Raw genomic sequence first — 16,356 nt, 5'->3', positions numbered from 1 at the left:
AACTGCCTGCATGGTGTCCGTCCGCTCGTCGTCCGACGCGCCGGCCGGTGAACCGTCGCGGCGTCAGGCTCGTACGCCCGGGGGAGGAGGTGTCCCGTGGTCGGAGTGCGGCGCGGCCTGGCCGTGTGCCTCGTCGGGGTGGCCGCCCTGCTCGCTGTGCTGGACGTGGGACCCAGTGCGTGGGGCGTCGGTCTGGCCTGCGCCGTCGTGCTGGCGGTCGCGGCCGGCCGCCGGGCGACCGTCGACCGAGTCGCGGCACTCGGGCCGGCGGACCTGGTCACGCTGACCCGCGCGACGCTCGCCTGCGGGATCGCCGCGCTAGTGGCGGAGGCCATCGCCGGGGCCGACGTCGTCGGCGTCCTGGTGCCGCTCGCGGTCGTCGCGCTGGTGCTGGACCTCGTCGACGGCCGCGTCGCGCGGCGTACGGGCACCGCGTCGGCGTACGGCGGCCGCCTCGACGGCGAGGCCGACGCCTTCCTGATCCTCGTGCTCAGCGTGCTGGTCGCGCGCGAGCACGGCGCGTGGGTGCTCGGGCTGGGCGTGATCCGTTACGCGTACGCCGTCGCGGCGCGTCTCCTGCCCTGGATGCAGCAGCCGTTGCCGCCGCGCTACTGGCGCAAGGTGGTGGCGGCCTACGTGGGCATCGCCCTGACGCTCGCGGCGTCCGACCTCGCACCGGCAGCGACGACGTACGGCGTGCTGGTCGTCGCGGCCCTGCTGCTCGCCGAGTCGTTCGGCTGGGACGTGGTGTGGCTGTGGCGGCGCCGACTGAACCGGGCGGGCGCCGCGGACGTACTCCCGGCAAAGGTCCTCGAACACGACAGGTGAGTGGCATGCGCGTCCTCGCAGCGTTATCGGTGCTCGTCTCGGCGGCGGTGCACCTCTACCTCTGGCTCGACTTCGCCCGGGACGACGACTTCCTCGGACCGTCGTTCATGCTCAACGCGATCGCCGGAGCCGTGATCGCGGTGCTGCTGCTGGTGTGGCGGCACTGGGTGCCGGCGTTCCTCGCGCTCGGGTTCGGGGCGAGCACGCTGCTGGCCTTCGTGCTCGCCACGACGGTGGGCCTGTTCGGCGTCACCGCGAACTGGACCGGCTGGGCGGTGTGGGTCGCGGCCGCGGCCGAGGTCGTCGCGATCGTCGCGGGAGCGCGCCTGCTCGCCGCTGACAACCCGCTCGCCTCACGCGTCAAGTCGTAGGACCACCCGCCCGCTCGTGGTCCGCACCTCCACGCTGGCGATGTCGTCACGGGGGACGGAGGTGGCGGCCGGGACCTCCATGGTGGCGCCGCTCAACGAGGTCCAGCTCCCGACCTGCTCGGACCGTCCGTCGGAGGCGGTGACGAACAACAGGTAGTCGACCTGCTCGGGCAGCTCCACCTCCGCGGCGTCCTTGTCGTAGGTGCAGGTCAGCAGCATCCGGGTGCCCCAGGCGACCTGCTCGAGGCCGAGGCTGGCTTCGACGGGCACGTGGCCCATTGGGGCCATCTCGTGCGTCTCGACCGTGTCGCTGCCGTCCGGCGACTGCGGCGAGGACGTGCTGGTGCCCGGCCCGGAGACCGGCGCGTCGGCGCGATCGAGGACAGCAGGCACGGCGAGCGCGACCACGGCCGCCGATGCGGCCGCGAGCCCGGCGACGACCAGGACGCGCCGGCGGCTGCGGACCTCGACCGCGCGGGTGAGCGAGGGCAGCAGGGTCGCCGGGAGGGGCGGGTCGGCAGGCGGGTCCTCGAGGACGCCTGGGTCGACGAGGTCGAGCAGCCCGGGCATCCCGGCGAAGGAGCGGACCGAGCGCGAGCACTCGTCGCACGTGTCGAGGTGTCGCTCGAAGTCGAGGCGCTCCGCGGGGCTGAGGGCACCGAGCACGTACGCCGCGTCGTCGTGCGCGTGGGGGCAGCTCGTCGGGGTGCTCATGCGGAGACCCCCATCTCCTCGAGCGCGAGCTTGAGCGCCCGCAGCGCGTAGTGGGTGCGGGACTTCACGGTGCCGGGCGGTACGCCGAGGCGGCGGGCGACCTCGGCGACCGGACGGCCGCGGTAGTAGCACTCCAGCAGCACGGTGCGGTGGTCCTCGGAGAGGTGGGTGAGCGCCTCCGCGACGACCCACGACAGGAGGAGCTGGTCGTCGGCGTCGTCCTCGGTCGAGCGGCGCTGCTCGGGGACCTCGTCGACGGGGGTCTCGGGACGGGCCTTCCGGCTGCGCCAGTCGTCGATGACGATGTTGCGGGCCACCGTGAAGAGCCACGAGCGGACCGCCGCCGGAGGGCTGTGGAGGATCGTGCCGTGGCGCCAGGCCCGCAGCAGCGTCTCCTGGGTGACGTCCTCGGCGTGGCCGCGGTCGTTGCCCACGAGGCGCAGGCAGAAGCGCCAGAGCACCTCGGCGTGCTCGTCGTGCACCCGCTGCATCAGCGCGACCTCGTCCTTCGGCATCCCACCCTCCTGCCCGGGAGGACGACGGCGTCGTCCGGATGGTTCAACGCGTGACCGCCCGTGCCGTCCCAGTGTGGTCCTCGGGGCCGTACGCGCGGAGGAGCTCGTCGCGGAAGGCGTCCATCCGCCAGACCGGGGCGTCGTCCGAGGGCCGCATCCCGGGGTCCCAGCCCCAGTCCGATCCTCGCGGGCCGAGGGCCTCGACGACCGCCGGGTCCTTGGCGATGACCGTGACCGGCACGTCGTGGCCGGGATCGTCGCCCGAGCCGCCGGACACGATCGTCGCCGGCTGGTGGTCGCCGAGCAGCACCACCACCAGGTCGTCGTCGGCGTACGTCGAGAGGAAGGAGACGACCGACTGCAGGGAGTAGGCGATCGAGTCGGCGTACGCCGCGCGCACCCGGGCGGCGTCGGGCCAGATGTCGGCCTCGGAGGGCAGCGTCTCGGGCATCCCGGCGTAGACGCTCCCGTCGCCGACGGACTCCTGCGGCAGCAGCTCGGGGGTGCGGGACCACGGCGCGTGGCTGCTGATCAGGTCGATCTCGGCCATCACCGGTCGCCGGTCACGCGGCGCGAGCTCGGCCTGCTGGAACGCCTCGAGGGTGAACTGGTCGGGCATCGTCGGGTAGCCGAAGCGCGGCCCGCGATAGCCGACGTTGCGCGAGTCGTAGACGTGGTCGAAGCCGTAGAACGCGCCCTGCGGCCAGTCGCGGTCGTTGGCCGGTACCGAGGCGACGGTCCGCCAGCCGGATCGGCCGAACAGGCTGGAGAGGGTCTCGCGGTCGGTGGTGACGAGGTGGTCGTAGCGCTGCTGGCTGTCGACCCAGAGGCCGGACTGGAGCGTCGCGTGCGCGAGCCAGCTGATCGCGCCGAAGGTGGGCGAGGTGAGCCAGGCGCTGCGCGCGCGGTAGCCGTCGCGCTCGAGGCGGCGGGTGCCCTCGTCGAGCGTGGCCTCCACACCGGGGGAGAGGCCCGGGTCGTCGAGCGCGACGCGTCCGTAGCTCTCGACGAAGACCACCAGCACGTCCTTGCCGCGCAGCCCGGTGAGCAGGTCGGCCGCCGGGGTGTCGCGGGCGGGATCGTCGGCCGCTGCGCGGGCGAACTCGCGCTGGTCGCGCAGCTGGGACGGCACCCGGGTCACCTGCGCGAGGGCGTACGACGCCGCGGCGTCGGAGGCGACCGGGACGGTGCCGGCGCGGGTGCCGAGCAGGCTGAGCGCCACCCACACAGGCAGCAGCACCGAGACGACGCGCACCGTGGCCGGTCGGTGCCGGACCGCCGATCGGCAGACCCGGCGCAGGGCGAGCGGCACGACGAGGAGTGCGGCGAGAAGCACGAGCCCGGCGACCGCCAGCAGGACCACGCCGAGCGCCCCCGGGGCGGAGCCGCGGACGGTCCCGACGAGGTCGCTCGCGTAGCGCCAGTCGATCATCGGGTCGAAGGGGCGGTTGAGCGCCTGGCCGAAGCCGAGGTCGAGCAGCTTGAACACCGCGAGCACCCCGAGCAGCAGGCCAGCGGTCGCCACGACGAGGCCGCGCACGCGCCGGGCGCGGTCGGGAAGCGCGAGCAGCAGCGCGACGAGGACGACCAGCTCGACCGGGAGCCGCAGGAACGCGCTCGGCGACATCTCGTCGAGCCGGTCGGGGGCGGTGAGGACCACCAGCACGAGCCCCAGCGCGAGCAGGGTGAGGCCCGTCGCGGCGAGTCCACGCCACCGTTGAACCGTCGGCACGTCTGCTCCGTTCACCCCGGGTACGAGCACGTCGTCGAGGGATACGGGACCAGCGCCGTCGAGGTTCACCGGGCGAGGAGGAGCGGATGCGGGCACGGGCCTTCTGGCTCCGCGAGCCGGGCGCGGGCGAGATCCGTGACGTCTCGCTGCCCACCCCACGACCGGACGACGTGGTCGTCCGCACGCTGCGCTCCGCGGTGAGCCGCGGGACCGAGAGCCTCGTCTTCGGTGGCCGGGTGCCGGCGAGCCAGCACGACGCCCTGCGGGCGCCGTTCCAGGACGGCGACTTCCCCGGGCCGGTGAAGTACGGCTACCTCAACGTCGGTCGGGTCGAGGAGGGCCCGGCCGACCTGCTCGGCCGCGACGTCTTCTGCCTCCACCCGCACCAGACGGCGTACGTCGTCCCGGCCGGGGCGGTCGTGCCGGTGCCCGATGGCGTACCGGTGGCGCGCGCCGTGCTGGCCGGGATCGTCGAGACCGCGGTCAACGCGCTGTGGGACGCGCCGCCACTGCTCGGCGACCGGATCGCCGTGGTGGGCGCCGGCGTCCTCGGGTGCAGCGTCGCACGGCTGGCGTCGCGCGTGCCCGGCACCTCGGTGACCCTGGTCGACGTCGATGCGTCCCGTGCCCCGGTGGCCGCCGCGCTCGGCGTGGACTTCGCGCTGCCGGACGACGCGCCGCCCGGGTGCGACCTCGTCGTGCACACCAGTGCGACGTCGGCGGGCCTGCAGCGCAGCCTGGACCTGCTCGCGAGCGAGGGGACCGTGCTCGAGCTCAGCTGGTACGGCGACGAGCCGACGACCGTGTCGCTCGGGGGCAGCTTCCACTCCGGGCGGCTCGCCCTGCGTGCCAGCCAGGTGGGCCGGGTGGCGCCCGCCCGGCGTGACAGCCGCACCACCGCCCAGCGGCTCGCGCTGGCCCTGGACCTGCTCCGCGACGACGCGTTCGACTGCCTGCTGACCGGGGAGTCGCCCTTCGAGGACCTGCCCGAGGTGATGCCACGACTCGTCTCCCGCGAGCTGCCGGCGCTCTGCCACTCGGTCACCTACCCGGCCGGTGTGGAGGAGGTCCCGTGTTCGGCGTGACCGTCCGCGACCACATGATGGTGGCGCACAGCTTCCGTGGCGAGGTGTTCGGGCCCGCGCAGGCGCTGCACGGGGCGACGTTCGTGGTGGACGCGACCTTCCGCGGCGAGAGCCTCGACGCCGACGGCATCCTCGTCGACATCGGCCGGGCGGCCACGGCGCTCGCGGAGGTCGTCGGGACGCTGTCCTACCGCAACCTCGACCAGGAGCCGGTCTTCGCCGGCACCAACACCACCACCGAGGTGCTGGCCCGCCACGTCGCCGACCGCCTGGCCGAGCGGATCACCGCGGGCGACCTGGGGCCCGCCGACCACGTGGACCGGCTGGTCGTCACGCTGCACGAGTCCCACGTGGCGTCCGCGAGCTACGAGAGGTCGCTGTGACGGCGGGGGTCCTGCACGTCCTGGTGCCGCGAGGGGTCGACGACCCGCTCCGGCCGAGCGGCGGCAACACCTACGACCGCCGCGCCTGCGTGGCGCTGCGCGACCTCGGCCGGCAGGTCGAGGTCGTCGAGGTCGAGGGCGGCTGGCCGTGGACCGCAGATGTCGGGCGGGACGGCCTGCGCCGGGCCCTCGACGGGATCCCGGACGGGGCGGTCGTGCTGGTCGACGGGCTGCTCGCGTCCCGGCTCCCGGAGGTGATGGTGCCGGCGGGTGCGCGGCTGCGGGTCGTGCTCCTGGTGCACCTGCCGGTCGGTGTCGACGACGTGCTGGCCCGGATCGTCGAGCGGCAGGTGGTCGCGGCCGCAGCGTCGGTGGTCACGACGAGCGCGTGGTGCAGGGACTGGCTGGTGCAGGAATACGACGTCGCGCCGTCCGACGTGCACGTGGCGCACCCCGGCGTCGACCCTGCAGCCCTCTCCACGGGCACGCCGGCGGGGACCAACCTCCTCTGCGTCGGGACGATCAGCCCGGTCAAGGGACAGGACCAGCTGCTGGCGGCGCTGTGCGACCTGCGCGACCTGACGTGGCACTGCACCTGCGCAGGCGCCGACTCCGTCGACCTGGACTTCGCGGACCTGGTGCTCAAGACGAGCGCCGAGATGGGGCTCGCGGGCCGCTTCGCGCTGGCGGGTGCGCTGACCGGCGACGCGCTCGAGGCGGCGTACGCCGGTGCGGACCTGCTGGTCCTGCCGAGTCGCGCGGAGACCTACGGGATGGTGGTGGCCGAGGCGCTGGCGCACGGCCTGCCCGTGGTGGCGACCGACGTCGGTGGGGTGCGCGAGGCGCTGGGAGAGGTGCCGGGAGACGGGGTGCCGGGGATCCTGGTCCGCCCGGGGGATCCCGGCGCGCTGGCGGCTGCGCTGCGCTGGTGGTTGACGGACGCGGGCCTGCGTGAGGAGCTCCGGGCGCGGGCGGTCGAGCGGCGCGGGCACCTGGCGGGCTGGTCTGTCACGGCCGCTCGCGTGGCCGCGGTCGTGCGGGGGGTGGCGGCGTGAGGAGGGCGTGGCGCCGACTGGCGGGGGCAGCGATCCTCGGGGTGGTCGTCTGGCAGGTCGGCAGCGACTCGGTGGTCGACGGTCTGCGGTCGCTCGACGTGGGTGTGCTCCTGCTCGGTCTGGCGATTGCCGCGGTCACCACGGTCGCCTGTGCGTGGCGCTGGCACCTGGTGGCGCGCGAGCTCGGCGTGGAGATCGCAGTGCCCGCCGCAGTGGCGGCCTGCTACCGCGCACAGCTCCTCAACACGGTCCTGCCAGGTGGGGTGCTGGGCGACGTGCACCGCGGGGTGGCGCACGGTCGCTCGACGGGGGAGACGGGGCGCGCGCTGCGCGCGGTCGGCTGGGAGCGGGTCGCCGGGCAGGCGGTCCAGGCCGCTGCCGCGGTGCTGCTCGTGGGACTGCTGCCGTCGCCCGTGCGCCCCGTTCTTCCCTGGGCGCTCGCCACCCTCGTCGTGGTCGCTGTCGTCGCGGCGCTGGCGGTCCGGTCGGCGCGGGGTGACGGCTGGTGGAGCCGGCTGGCCCGCACGGCACGCGACGACGTACGTCTTGCGCTGCTGGTGCGGCGGTCGTGGCCCGGTGTCCTCGTCGCCTCGCTGGTGGCGCTCGCCGGCTACGTGGCGACGTACGTCGTCGCGGCTCGCGCCGTCGGCGTGCAGGCTCCCGTCTCGACGCTGCTCCCGCTGGTGCTCGTCGTGCTGGTCGCCGCCGGTCTGCCCCTCAACCTGGCGGGCTGGGGTCCGCGGGAGGGGATGGCGGCGTGGGCGTTCGCCGTGTCGGGGCTGGGCGCCGCGACGGGGGTGGCGACGGCGGTGGCGTACGGCGCGATGGTGCTCGTCGCCAACCTGCCCGGGCTCGTCGTCGTGCTGGCGTCCGGCGGACCGACGACCGTGCCTGCCACGACCAGGGGGTCCGTCCGTGCCTGAGCGCCCGTACACGATCCTCAGCTGCAGCATCTCGCTCGACGGCTACCTCGGCGGCGCCACCCGGGAGCGGCTGGTGCTCTCCAACGACGCCGACCTCTGCCGGGTGGACCGGGTGCGGTCGGAGTGCGACGCGATCCTCGTCGGCGCCGGCACGGTGCGCGACGACAACCCTCGGCTGCTGGTGCGCGACCCCGTCCTGCGCGAGCGGCGACGCGCCCGGGGGATGGCCGAGTCGCCGACGAAGGTGACGATGACCAGGCGCGCCCGGCTCGACGCCGCCAGCAACTTCTTCGCGACCGGCGACAGCGAGAAGATCGTCTACTGCGCCACCCCCTCGGTACGCGCGGCACGGAGCCGGCTGGCGCACGTGGCGACCGTCGTCGACGGCGGTCCGGACGTCGAGGTGGACCGGCTCAGCGCGGACCTGCACGACCGCGGCGTGCGACGGCTGATGGTCGAGGGCGGGGGACGGGTGCACACCCAGTTCCTCACGGCCGCGGCCGCCGACGAGCTGCACCTGGTCGTCGCCCCGTTCTTCGTCGGCAGCTCGCAGGCGCGGCGCTTCGTCGGCGACGGCGCCTTCCCCTGGAACCCCGGCCACCGCGCGCGGCTCGCGGAGACCCAGCAGATCGGCGACGTCGTCTTGCTGCGCTACGCCCTCTCGCCGCGCTTCGAGGAGACCGGATGAGCATCGAACCCGTCCTCGGCGGGCTGCCCGCTGCGTCCGTCCGGCGAGCGGTGGACCTGCCGTTGCGACTGGCCGACGGCACCTCGGTGCCCGCCCGGCTGACCACCTTCCACGGACTGGTCGACGGTCGGGAGCACGTGGCCATCGGGCTGGGGAGCCGTGCGTACGACGACGCCCGCCCCGTCGGCGTACCCCTCGTGCGGCTGCACAGCGAGTGCCTCACCGGCGACGTGCTCGGCAGTGCACGCTGCGACTGCGGGCCCCAGCTGGAGGAGGCGATCAGACGCGTCAGCCACGCCGGCGGTTACCTGCTCTACCTGCGCCAGGAGGGACGCGACATCGGGCTCTACAACAAGATCGACGCCTACGCCCTCCAGGACCGCGGCCTCGACACCTACGAGGCCAACCGGGCGCTCGGCTTCGCCGACGACGCGCGCGACTACACCGTCGCCGTGCAGATGCTCGAGGCTCTCGGCGTCGACCGGCTCGACCTGCTCTCGAACAACCCCGACAAGGCCGCCCAGCTCGAGGCGGCCGGCCTGCGGGTCGAGCGCCGGGTGCGCACCGGGCTGCACCTGAGCGCGGTCAACCACGGATACCTGGCCACCAAGGCTGCCGGTGGCCACGTGCTGCAGCTGCCGGGGCTCTGAGTCGCGCGGCCGGTCGCTACGGGATGTGCACCTGGACGGTGTCGACCGTCATGTAGGGGATGCCGAGCGTGATCCACGTGTACACCTTGAAGTTGGTGCCGTTCGTGCCGGTGAGCGGCCGCCCCTGCGGGTCCGTGAGCGTCGACATCGCCTCGACGCGGCCCACGACCCCGAAGAGGTAGTCGCGTCCGCCCTGGACGAGGAAGCGCTTGCGGAAGGGGCGCGGCGTGAACAGCGAACCCGGCAGCTTGGCGCGCTCGGGTCCGTAGCTCTGGTCGCGGGTGATGCCGGCGATCGGCGACACGGCGTGGTCGAGCAGGTCGAAACCACCGGGAATCACCTGCCAGGACGCCAGCACGACGCTCGCTCGCAGCGTGACGTGGCCTGCGGAGAGAGTCGGGTAGTAGTCGAGCACGGCGGCGAGGATGCCGTCCTTGACGTTCACCATCGGCTGGAAGTCCACGGTGCCGAGGGTGAACGTCGGGGAGTACCGGATCCCGATCCCCGCTTCCGAACGGACGTCGGCGCCCGGCGACGTCCACGGCACGATCGCGTACGTGAACAGGTCGCCCGTCTGCGCCGAAGCCCAGTCCGGTCGCGTGGGGCTCCCCGTCGTGGGCCACGCCAGGGCGTAGCGCTGCTGGTCGGGGGGCGGCACCATCCAGTGGTCCCGGTAGTCGGCGTCCCTGGGGATGTACAGCCCCGCCGGCCACCGGAACCGGTCGAGCTCGACGTCGAGGTCGAGCGTGGGCTTCACCCGGAAGGCGTCCGACCACTCGACATCGGTCCAGACGTCCCAGATCCGGTCCGCCACGTGACCGCCGCGCGTGGGGAGGACCTCGGCGATCTCGGACTGGAGCCCACTCGACCGCAGTGCGTCCTCGACGTGGGTCATCGCGTGGGTGGACGGCGGCGCCGACGCGGGGAGCTCGAGGAGTGCCGGGTCGACCTCCTGCGCCTCGGGGAGACGCTGCGATTCATCCATGGTCATGCTCCTCACCCGGGGCTGCACAGGGATGGCGGCACGACGGCGGCCCCACCATCGAGGCATAGCGCAACCCCCGACCCGGCACAAGGGCGGGCCAGACAGCTCGGAGGCCGGTCGGTCGCGGACGAAGCGCCCGGCGCGCGCTACCCGGCGGGCGTCCCAGCGCCTCCGGCGCGACGGCGCATCGGGATGTAGAGCACGGCGGTCAGCACGACCGCGAACGCGGAGGTGAGCGGGGCGATCATCGCGAGCAGCGATGCGCCGACCACCAGGACGGCGAGCGTGGCCGCCGCATCGGCGGCCCGGACGCGGGTGGTGGAGGGTTGGCTGCTCACCTCCCCACTGTGGGCGCCCATCCGACCTCGTGCCCCCCATGAGCACCCCAGATCAGACGGAGGTTCCATCCAGACCCGGCGGCGACGTCCTCTCGTCCAGCTCCGCGAGGAAGTCCCGAGCCTCGGGAAGGGCAGGATCGGACGGGTCTGCCCGCCGCACGGCACCCCGCAGGATCTTCGCCGCCTGCACCGGGTCGCCCTTGCTGTCAGCGAGCACGACGGCGTTGAGCAGGCCCTCCCGCAGCGGGGACGCCTCGCCGACCGGGTCCGGAGGGCCGTCGCGGAAGAACCGGATCCAGTTGCCCGCAGGGTCGATCAGGCTGAACCCGGACACGCCTCCGACGTTCTTGCGGGGCCGAGGGCGGGTGATGCGGGGAAGACCTGACACCGGGAGCTTTCCGTAACGGGCGCGGAGCCCGGCTGCGAAGGTCTCGAACATCGCCTCGGTGTCGGCGACCAACACCCCGCAGGTGCTGTGCGAGTGTTCGGCGACGTGTCCCTCGAGTCCGTAGTACTGGATCGGGAACCCGTGGCCCTCGAGCGCGACGAACGGGTTGGGCCTGGTCTGCCGGTAGGTGACCGTGAAGCCGAGCGCAGTGAGGAACTCCGCGACCTCGTCGATGTCGGCGCAGGGCAGCATCGGGATGACCGTGGGCGGCATGCCCCAGCGTCCCACAGGAGGGCGCACCCGCCCGGACGTAGGCTCTCGACATGGAGCTGATCCTGATCGTGGTCGTCCTCGCGGTGCTCGGAGCTGTCGCGGTCGGTGCGTCGCGCCGCAACAAGGAGCGTGAGCTGACCCGGCGGGAGGACGAGCTCGCGCCGGTGAAGAAGCTGGCCTTCGAGGACATCACCGCTTTCGGTGAGGACCTGCAGCAGCTCGACCTGGAGATGAGCGGTCACGAGCTCGACGCCGGCGCCACGGCCGACTACCAGCGGGCACTCGACTCCTACGAGTCCGCCAAGACGGCCGGTGACTCGATCAGCGGTCCCGAGGACATCCGGCACGTGACGGCGATCGTCGAGGACGGTCGCTACGCGGTCGCCTGCGTGCGCGCCCGCGTCGCGGGCGAGGCGTTGCCGACCCGGAGGCCGCCCTGCTTCTTCGATCCTCGCCACGGCCCCTCAGTGGGTGACGTCCCCTACGTCCCTCCGGACGGTGTCGAGCGGGACGTGCCTGCCTGCGCCCTGGACGTCGAGCGCGTCCGCGCCGGCGCCGAGCCGGACGTGCGCAAGGTGATGGTCGGACCGCAGCGAGTCCCGTACTGGCAGGGCGGCCGCGCCTACGAGCCCTACGCGATGGGCTACTTCGGCGCCTTCGGACCCATGACCTGGATGTTCATGGGCGGCATGATGTTCGGCGACCTCGGTGGCGGCTACGACGGTGACGGTGGGGGTGACGGCGGCGACGGCGGCGACGGCGGCGACGGCGGTGGCTTCGACGGGGGTGGCGACGGCGGAGGCTTCGACGGCGGGTTCGACGGCGGCGGCTTCGACATGGGCTTCTGATCCATCCGATGCCGGGTCTCGTCCCCGGTTCACGGGAAAACGGCGGCAGTTCGGCCGGACCCGGGCAGGGGTGACCCAGGCTGGCTCCCACACCCGCTCGCGCGTCGCACGGCTGGGAACTGGTGAGGAGCGGTTCACATGGCCATCGCCATCATGCATCCCGGAGCACGACTCCTCGCGCCCGCCCTGGACGCCCTGGCCGATGTCGTCGCCGGTGACTGGACGAGCGCCGCACGCATGTGTGCCGCCCGGCTGAGGGATCCCAGTGCCTGCGCGCTCGACCTCGACGCGGCCGCCACTCGCGCCGGCGTCGCCCGCAGCCAGCACCAGCCGTACCGGTACCGGGTGCACCACCGGATGCTGGTCGTGGATGAGCACCCGGCCCTGCTCTGCGCCGCCCTCGACCTGCAGATGAAGCTGTGGATGGGGCAGTGGGACGCCCTCGAGCTGGTCGCCCCGTCCAGTGGCAGACCGGTGCAGGGCTGGCGGCCCTCCGAGGTGGTCGAGGTGCGCATCCGGCACCAGCGTCCCGACGCCTGGTCCAGCCGCCTGTACGCGTGCCAGAACCTGTCCGTGGCGCCCACGACCGCACGGTTGGCGCACCACGTCCTGACGAAGCTCGACGGCGGAGTCGTGCTCCATCGCTACGACGTGCCGGCCGGACCCGCTGCAGTGCACGTCGGTTGACCCGAGGACCACATCACCCCGGCACCTGCGCCGGGACGTCGGCAAAGTCCCGATCTTCCCGAAGCGTTCGGGACTGCCGTCCCATGTGTGGCGTGCGGCTGGCGCCCATCCTGAATGGCATCGGATGCGGGGAAGGGACGAGGACATGGACACACACCGAGGCACAGCTGGACGAACCACAGGGCCGCGCCTGGTCCTCGCGGGCTTCGCGCTCGTCGCGCCGCTGCTTCACGCAGTTCCCGCGAGTGCAGCCGCGGGGACGTGCGAGGGCCGGCCCGCGACACACCTGGGCACGCCCGGGGACGACGTGCTCACGGGGACCAACGGCGACGACGTGATGGTCGGGCTGGGGGGCGACGACACGATCTCGGGACTCCTCGGCAACGACGTCATCTGCGGCGATGAAGGGACGGACCGTCTGGAAGGGTTCGCGGGCGACGACCGCATCCTCGGCGGGTTCGACAGCGATGCCGGCGGCGACGTCATCTGGCCGGGTGTGGGCAGCGACTACGTCGACGCCGGCCTCGACCCCCTGACACGCGACGACTACTCCCTCCCCGCGGACACGGTGCTCTACTCGGACCTCCTCGCCGCCGGCTTCCCGGGCGGGATCAGGGCCGACCTCACTCCCGTCGGCGGACTGGGCTACGTGGCAGAGCCGTCGGGCACCGACCAGATCGTCGTGACCGAGGCCCTGAGCATCGTGGGTACACGAACCGCGGACGTCCTGGTTGGCTCGCCGTACCTCGACGTGCTGATCGGCCGCGGAGGTGCTGACCAGATCGACGGCGCCGGCGGCAACGACACCCTCGTCTCCGACTTCACCGACACGGACCTCGACCCGGCAGCTGACGCCCCGGACGACATCGACGGAGGTCCGGGCATGGACTGGATCCGCCTGGGGCAGGCCGGAGGTACGGCGCGTGGCGGGGAGGACATGGACCACCTCGAGGTCCACCCGGAGACCGCCCCGGCTGTCCTGCGCGGTCAGAGCGGGCCCGACGAGCTCCTGGTCGAGGCCGTGGAGGACGTCGACGTCGATGGCGGGGGAGGCCACGACAACATCTTCTTCAGGCTCGCCCCCTCGTCCCGCCGGTTGTCGGTGGACGGAGGCGGTTCGCGGGATCTCGCCATCCTCAACGTGCGCAAGGGCGGCTTCGCGAAGGGCTCGACGATCACCGTGGACCAGGGCCGCGGGATCCTCCGGACCAGGGCGCGGGCCGGTCGCGTGCGCAGCCTCGAGGTCATGGCGATCTTCAGCAAGGACGAGCGCTGGCGGTTCCGCGGCACCCCCCACAACGACGACCTGATCATGCAGGGCGGACGCAGCCTGGAGGCCGTGATGCGCGGGGGCCGCGACTCCGTCGTCGCCACCCGAGGGCGGGACGTCCTGGACCTGGGCGCTGGTCGCGGCGACTTCGCGAACGGCCGCAAGGGGAGGGACACCTGCCTCGGCGCCGAGCGGGTCACGAGCTGCGAGGACCCGGGCTCGGGCCGGTCGGATCGAGCCGAGGGTCATGCGGCGCGGGCACGCGATGCCGTCGAGCGACTCGAGCGCGGCGCACAGATCGTGCCCCGGCCGCTGCTCATGGTCTCCGGGCAGCACGGGTGAGCGGACGTCGTCGGAGGCGTCTGTTGGTGCGATCGGTCACCAACGCAGCGAACCCGGACCATCTGCGGGTCCAGATGCCCCGGCACGCGGCGCAGGACCAGACGGCGAGGTCGCATCCTCCGACGGCTCCGGCTCGGACAGGTCAGCCAGCACGAGGTTGAAGCGGCGTCGTTGAGCACTGATCACGACGTCCTCGGACTCCGCGACTCCGGTGCGCGGGTCCAGCGCAGTGAGCACGTATCTACCCAGCGGCGGCAACCCGATCTCGTAGTGACCTTCCTCGTCCGTCCTGGTTGCTCCCGCGGACTCGCCCGACGAGTCAGTGAGCACGACGAGCGCGTCGTCGATGGGCCAGCCGCCGCGAGAGATGACGCCCGCGACCGTGAGGCGATGGTCGAGCTGCAGCATGGGTACGGCGTCGGGCCTGAGCTGGCGGAGCTCGGACCGTGCCGCCCAGCCCTCCGCGGAGCAGATGACGAGGTACTCGCCGGCTCCCGGCAGCACGACAGACCAGCGTCCGTCGTTGTCGGCCCGCGCCCAGTCCGCTTGCCGTCCGCTGCGGTCGAGGACGGAGACGACTGCCAGTCGCGCGGGCACGCCGTCTGCACGCTGCACCCGGCCCCGCACGACGACCTCGGTGCCGACGTCCGCACGACGCACCGAGTCGGCGCGCACAGCAGCCGGAGTGTCACCGGGTTCGAGGGGACGGGTGGCGAGGACGGGTGCGATGCGGGCCGGAATGAGGAACCCGACGACTGCAGCGAGGAAGGCAGCACCTGCCGCCAGCCAGCTCATGGAGTGCAACGCCGCTTCGGACGGATAGCCCCCGGCGACGAGCCCAGCAGCAAAGACTGCCGCGACGGTGGCCGAGCAGGTGGAGGTGCCGATCGAGCGAACGACGGTGTTGAGACCGTTGGCGGCAGCCGTCTCGCTGATCGGCACCGACTGCATGATGAGCACCGGCATGGCCGCGAAGCTCACCGCGATGCCCACCGAGACGATGCAGACCCCGAGCACCAGCTGGGCCAGGGTGGCGTCGAGCAGCACCCGGACGACGTACCCGAAGCCGGTGATGCACAGCCCCGTCACCAAGGTGATGCGAGCGCCGAACCGGCGGGTGACCTCGGCCGACACCGGTGCCATCAGGACCATCAGCACGCCGCCGGGCAACATCGCGAGCCCGGCCTCGGTGACGTCCAGACCGAAGCCGACGCCGCTGGCGACAGGTATCTGCAGCTGCTGGGTGGCCACCAGGAGATTGGCGAACATCGCGAACCCGGCCAGGAGCGAGGCGATGTTGGTGAATAGCACGGGACGCCGTGTCGACGTGCGCAGGTCCACCAGGGGCTCGCCGGTGCGCAGCTCCCATGGCGCCCACAACGCGAAGACCAAGAAGGCCACGGTGAAGCTCAGCAAGGTCCATTGCGAGGTCCAGCCCCAGACGCCGCCCTTGGAGATGCCCAGCAACAGGGAGGTCAAGGCGATGGACATCAAGATGGCACCCACCCAGTCGAAGCGACCAGGCGTCCTCACACCGGACTCCGGCACCACGACCAGGACCAGGACCAGCATCACGGCAGCCATGACGACGCTGCCCCAGAACACCGCCTGCCAGCCGAACGTCTCGTAGATCACCCCCGACAGGGGAAGCCCCACCGCGCCGCCGATCCCGAGCGTCGCACTCATCAGGGCGACCGCGCCACCGATCCGCTCCGGCGGCAGCTCGTCACGCATCATCGAGATGCCGATCGGGATCAACGCAGGTGCGAAGCCCTGCAGGCTTCGAGCGGCGATCAGCGCGACCAGTGAGTCGCTCACCGCCCCGAGGAGCGAGCCAGCGAGCAGGACCAGCAGCGAGACCACGATCATGAGTCGCTTGCCGTGCATGTCAGCGAGCCGGGACAGGATCGGCGTGGCCACTGCGCTCGTGAGGAGGGTGACCGTGACCAGCCACGAGGCGTTGTCCGAGGACGTGCCCAACAGTCCCGGGAAGTCCGGCAACAGGGGCACGACCAACGTCTGCATGAGCGACACGGCCGTGCCGCACAGTGCCAGCACCAGGACGATGAGTCCCGAGCGGCTCGACCGTTCCGGAGCCACCCCGGTCGTCGTGGCCGTCACGGTCACCGGCAGGACCGCCCATCGACTCCCATGCAGCCGACCCTAGTCTCGCTCCTCAGGCGGCGAGACCTGGGGATGCCGGACATGGTGGGCGTACCGTCGAGGTAACCGAGTGAGGGGTGGTTCGCCATGGCTGACACACCTGAGCCCCCATCGGAGC

18 protein-coding genes are annotated in these 16,356 nt (G+C 72.7%); 11 read left to right on the top strand and 7 right to left on the bottom strand.

Going from position 1 to position 16,356, the window contains the following annotated elements; genetic code table 11:
• Positions 1-96: 96 nt before the first annotated feature.
• Both JOD65_RS17505 and JOD65_RS17500 read left to right on the top strand, forming a co-directional pair.
• Complete coding sequence (locus JOD65_RS17505) at positions 97-828, top strand: CDP-alcohol phosphatidyltransferase family protein (RefSeq protein ID WP_191196179.1); 732 nt, start codon at positions 97-99, stop codon at positions 826-828.
• A 5-nt stretch (positions 829-833) separates the two neighbouring features.
• Positions 834-1,199: a hypothetical protein gene (locus JOD65_RS17500; protein ID WP_191196178.1), complete on the top strand. Its 366-nt coding sequence runs from the start codon at positions 834-836 to the stop codon at positions 1,197-1,199.
• On the opposite strand, the gene JOD65_RS17495 is transcribed toward JOD65_RS17500, so the two are convergent.
• Genes JOD65_RS17495 through JOD65_RS17485 form a run of 3 tightly spaced genes read right to left on the bottom strand, consistent with a single transcriptional unit; the run spans position 1,182 to position 4,160 of the window.
• On the bottom strand, positions 1,182-1,913 hold the full coding sequence (locus JOD65_RS17495; RefSeq protein WP_191196177.1) for an anti-sigma factor family protein: 732 nt from the start codon (positions 1,911-1,913) through the stop codon (positions 1,182-1,184). The genes JOD65_RS17500 and JOD65_RS17495 overlap by 18 nt on opposite strands.
• On the bottom strand, positions 1,910-2,428 hold the full coding sequence (locus JOD65_RS17490; RefSeq protein ID WP_191196176.1) for a sigma-70 family RNA polymerase sigma factor: 519 nt from the start codon (positions 2,426-2,428) through the stop codon (positions 1,910-1,912). Before JOD65_RS17490 ends, JOD65_RS17495 begins: the two co-directional genes overlap by 4 nt.
• A gap of 43 nt (positions 2,429-2,471) precedes the next feature.
• On the bottom strand, positions 2,472-4,160 hold the full coding sequence (locus JOD65_RS17485; protein ID WP_204811255.1) for an alkaline phosphatase family protein: 1,689 nt from the start codon (positions 4,158-4,160) through the stop codon (positions 2,472-2,474).
• A gap of 86 nt (positions 4,161-4,246) precedes the next feature.
• Between JOD65_RS17485 and JOD65_RS17480 the strand changes: the two genes are divergently transcribed.
• Genes JOD65_RS17480 through JOD65_RS17455 form a run of 6 tightly spaced genes read left to right on the top strand, consistent with a single transcriptional unit; the run spans position 4,247 to position 8,944 of the window.
• Positions 4,247-5,245, top strand: coding sequence for a zinc-dependent alcohol dehydrogenase (locus JOD65_RS17480; protein ID WP_191196174.1), 999 nt, complete (start codon positions 4,247-4,249; stop codon positions 5,243-5,245).
• Positions 5,233-5,628: a 6-pyruvoyl trahydropterin synthase family protein gene (locus JOD65_RS17475; RefSeq protein ID WP_191196173.1), complete on the top strand. Its 396-nt coding sequence runs from the start codon at positions 5,233-5,235 to the stop codon at positions 5,626-5,628. The genes JOD65_RS17480 and JOD65_RS17475 overlap by 13 nt, the downstream gene beginning before the upstream one ends.
• Positions 5,625-6,683 (top strand): glycosyltransferase family 4 protein, encoded by a 1,059-nt coding sequence (locus JOD65_RS17470; RefSeq protein ID WP_191196172.1) that lies wholly within the window; start codon positions 5,625-5,627, stop codon positions 6,681-6,683. The genes JOD65_RS17475 and JOD65_RS17470 overlap by 4 nt, the downstream gene beginning before the upstream one ends.
• Positions 6,680-7,606, top strand: coding sequence for a lysylphosphatidylglycerol synthase transmembrane domain-containing protein (locus tag JOD65_RS17465; RefSeq protein WP_191196171.1), 927 nt, complete (start codon positions 6,680-6,682; stop codon positions 7,604-7,606). The genes JOD65_RS17470 and JOD65_RS17465 overlap by 4 nt, the downstream gene beginning before the upstream one ends.
• Positions 7,599-8,294: a RibD family protein gene (locus JOD65_RS17460; RefSeq protein ID WP_191196170.1), complete on the top strand. Its 696-nt coding sequence runs from the start codon at positions 7,599-7,601 to the stop codon at positions 8,292-8,294. Before JOD65_RS17465 ends, JOD65_RS17460 begins: the two co-directional genes overlap by 8 nt.
• The gene (locus JOD65_RS17455) at positions 8,291-8,944 is read left to right on the top strand and encodes a GTP cyclohydrolase II (RefSeq protein WP_191196169.1); all 654 of its coding nucleotides are present in this window, start codon (positions 8,291-8,293) and stop codon (positions 8,942-8,944) included. The genes JOD65_RS17460 and JOD65_RS17455 overlap by 4 nt, the downstream gene beginning before the upstream one ends.
• 16 nt (positions 8,945-8,960) lie before the next feature.
• Here the strand turns inward: JOD65_RS17455 and JOD65_RS17450 are convergent, their stop codons facing one another.
• From JOD65_RS17450 to JOD65_RS17440, 3 genes are all read right to left on the bottom strand, one after another.
• On the bottom strand, positions 8,961-9,929 hold the full coding sequence (locus tag JOD65_RS17450) for a hypothetical protein (protein WP_191196168.1): 969 nt from the start codon (positions 9,927-9,929) through the stop codon (positions 8,961-8,963).
• Between the two features lie 146 nt (positions 9,930-10,075).
• The gene (locus JOD65_RS17445; protein ID WP_191196167.1) at positions 10,076-10,267 is read right to left on the bottom strand and encodes a hypothetical protein; all 192 of its coding nucleotides are present in this window, start codon (positions 10,265-10,267) and stop codon (positions 10,076-10,078) included.
• 52 nt (positions 10,268-10,319) lie between these two features.
• Positions 10,320-10,928, bottom strand: a complete 609-nt coding sequence (locus tag JOD65_RS17440; protein WP_191196166.1) for a DUF8817 family protein — start codon at positions 10,926-10,928, stop codon at positions 10,320-10,322.
• Between the two features lie 50 nt (positions 10,929-10,978).
• On the opposite strand from JOD65_RS17440, the gene JOD65_RS17435 reads away from it, so the two are divergent.
• From JOD65_RS17435 to JOD65_RS17425, 3 genes are all read left to right on the top strand, one after another.
• Positions 10,979-11,776 (top strand): hypothetical protein, encoded by a 798-nt coding sequence (locus tag JOD65_RS17435; protein ID WP_191196165.1) that lies wholly within the window; start codon positions 10,979-10,981, stop codon positions 11,774-11,776.
• 138 nt (positions 11,777-11,914) lie between these two features.
• On the top strand, positions 11,915-12,463 hold the full coding sequence (locus JOD65_RS17430; protein WP_191196164.1) for a hypothetical protein: 549 nt from the start codon (positions 11,915-11,917) through the stop codon (positions 12,461-12,463).
• A gap of 124 nt (positions 12,464-12,587) precedes the next feature.
• Positions 12,588-14,075: a calcium-binding protein gene (locus tag JOD65_RS17425; RefSeq protein WP_307821237.1), complete on the top strand. Its 1,488-nt coding sequence runs from the start codon at positions 12,588-12,590 to the stop codon at positions 14,073-14,075.
• Between the two features lie 36 nt (positions 14,076-14,111).
• Here the strand turns inward: JOD65_RS17425 and JOD65_RS17420 are convergent, their stop codons facing one another.
• Positions 14,112-16,202, bottom strand: a complete 2,091-nt coding sequence (locus JOD65_RS17420) for an MFS transporter (protein ID WP_204811253.1) — start codon at positions 16,200-16,202, stop codon at positions 14,112-14,114.
• Positions 16,203-16,356 lie beyond the last annotated feature (154 nt).

This window comes from Nocardioides cavernae, from assembly GCF_016907475.1.
Lineage (GTDB): Bacteria > Actinomycetota > Actinomycetes > Propionibacteriales > Nocardioidaceae > Nocardioides > Nocardioides cavernae.
This window is presented reverse-complemented; position numbering and strand designations above follow the sequence as displayed.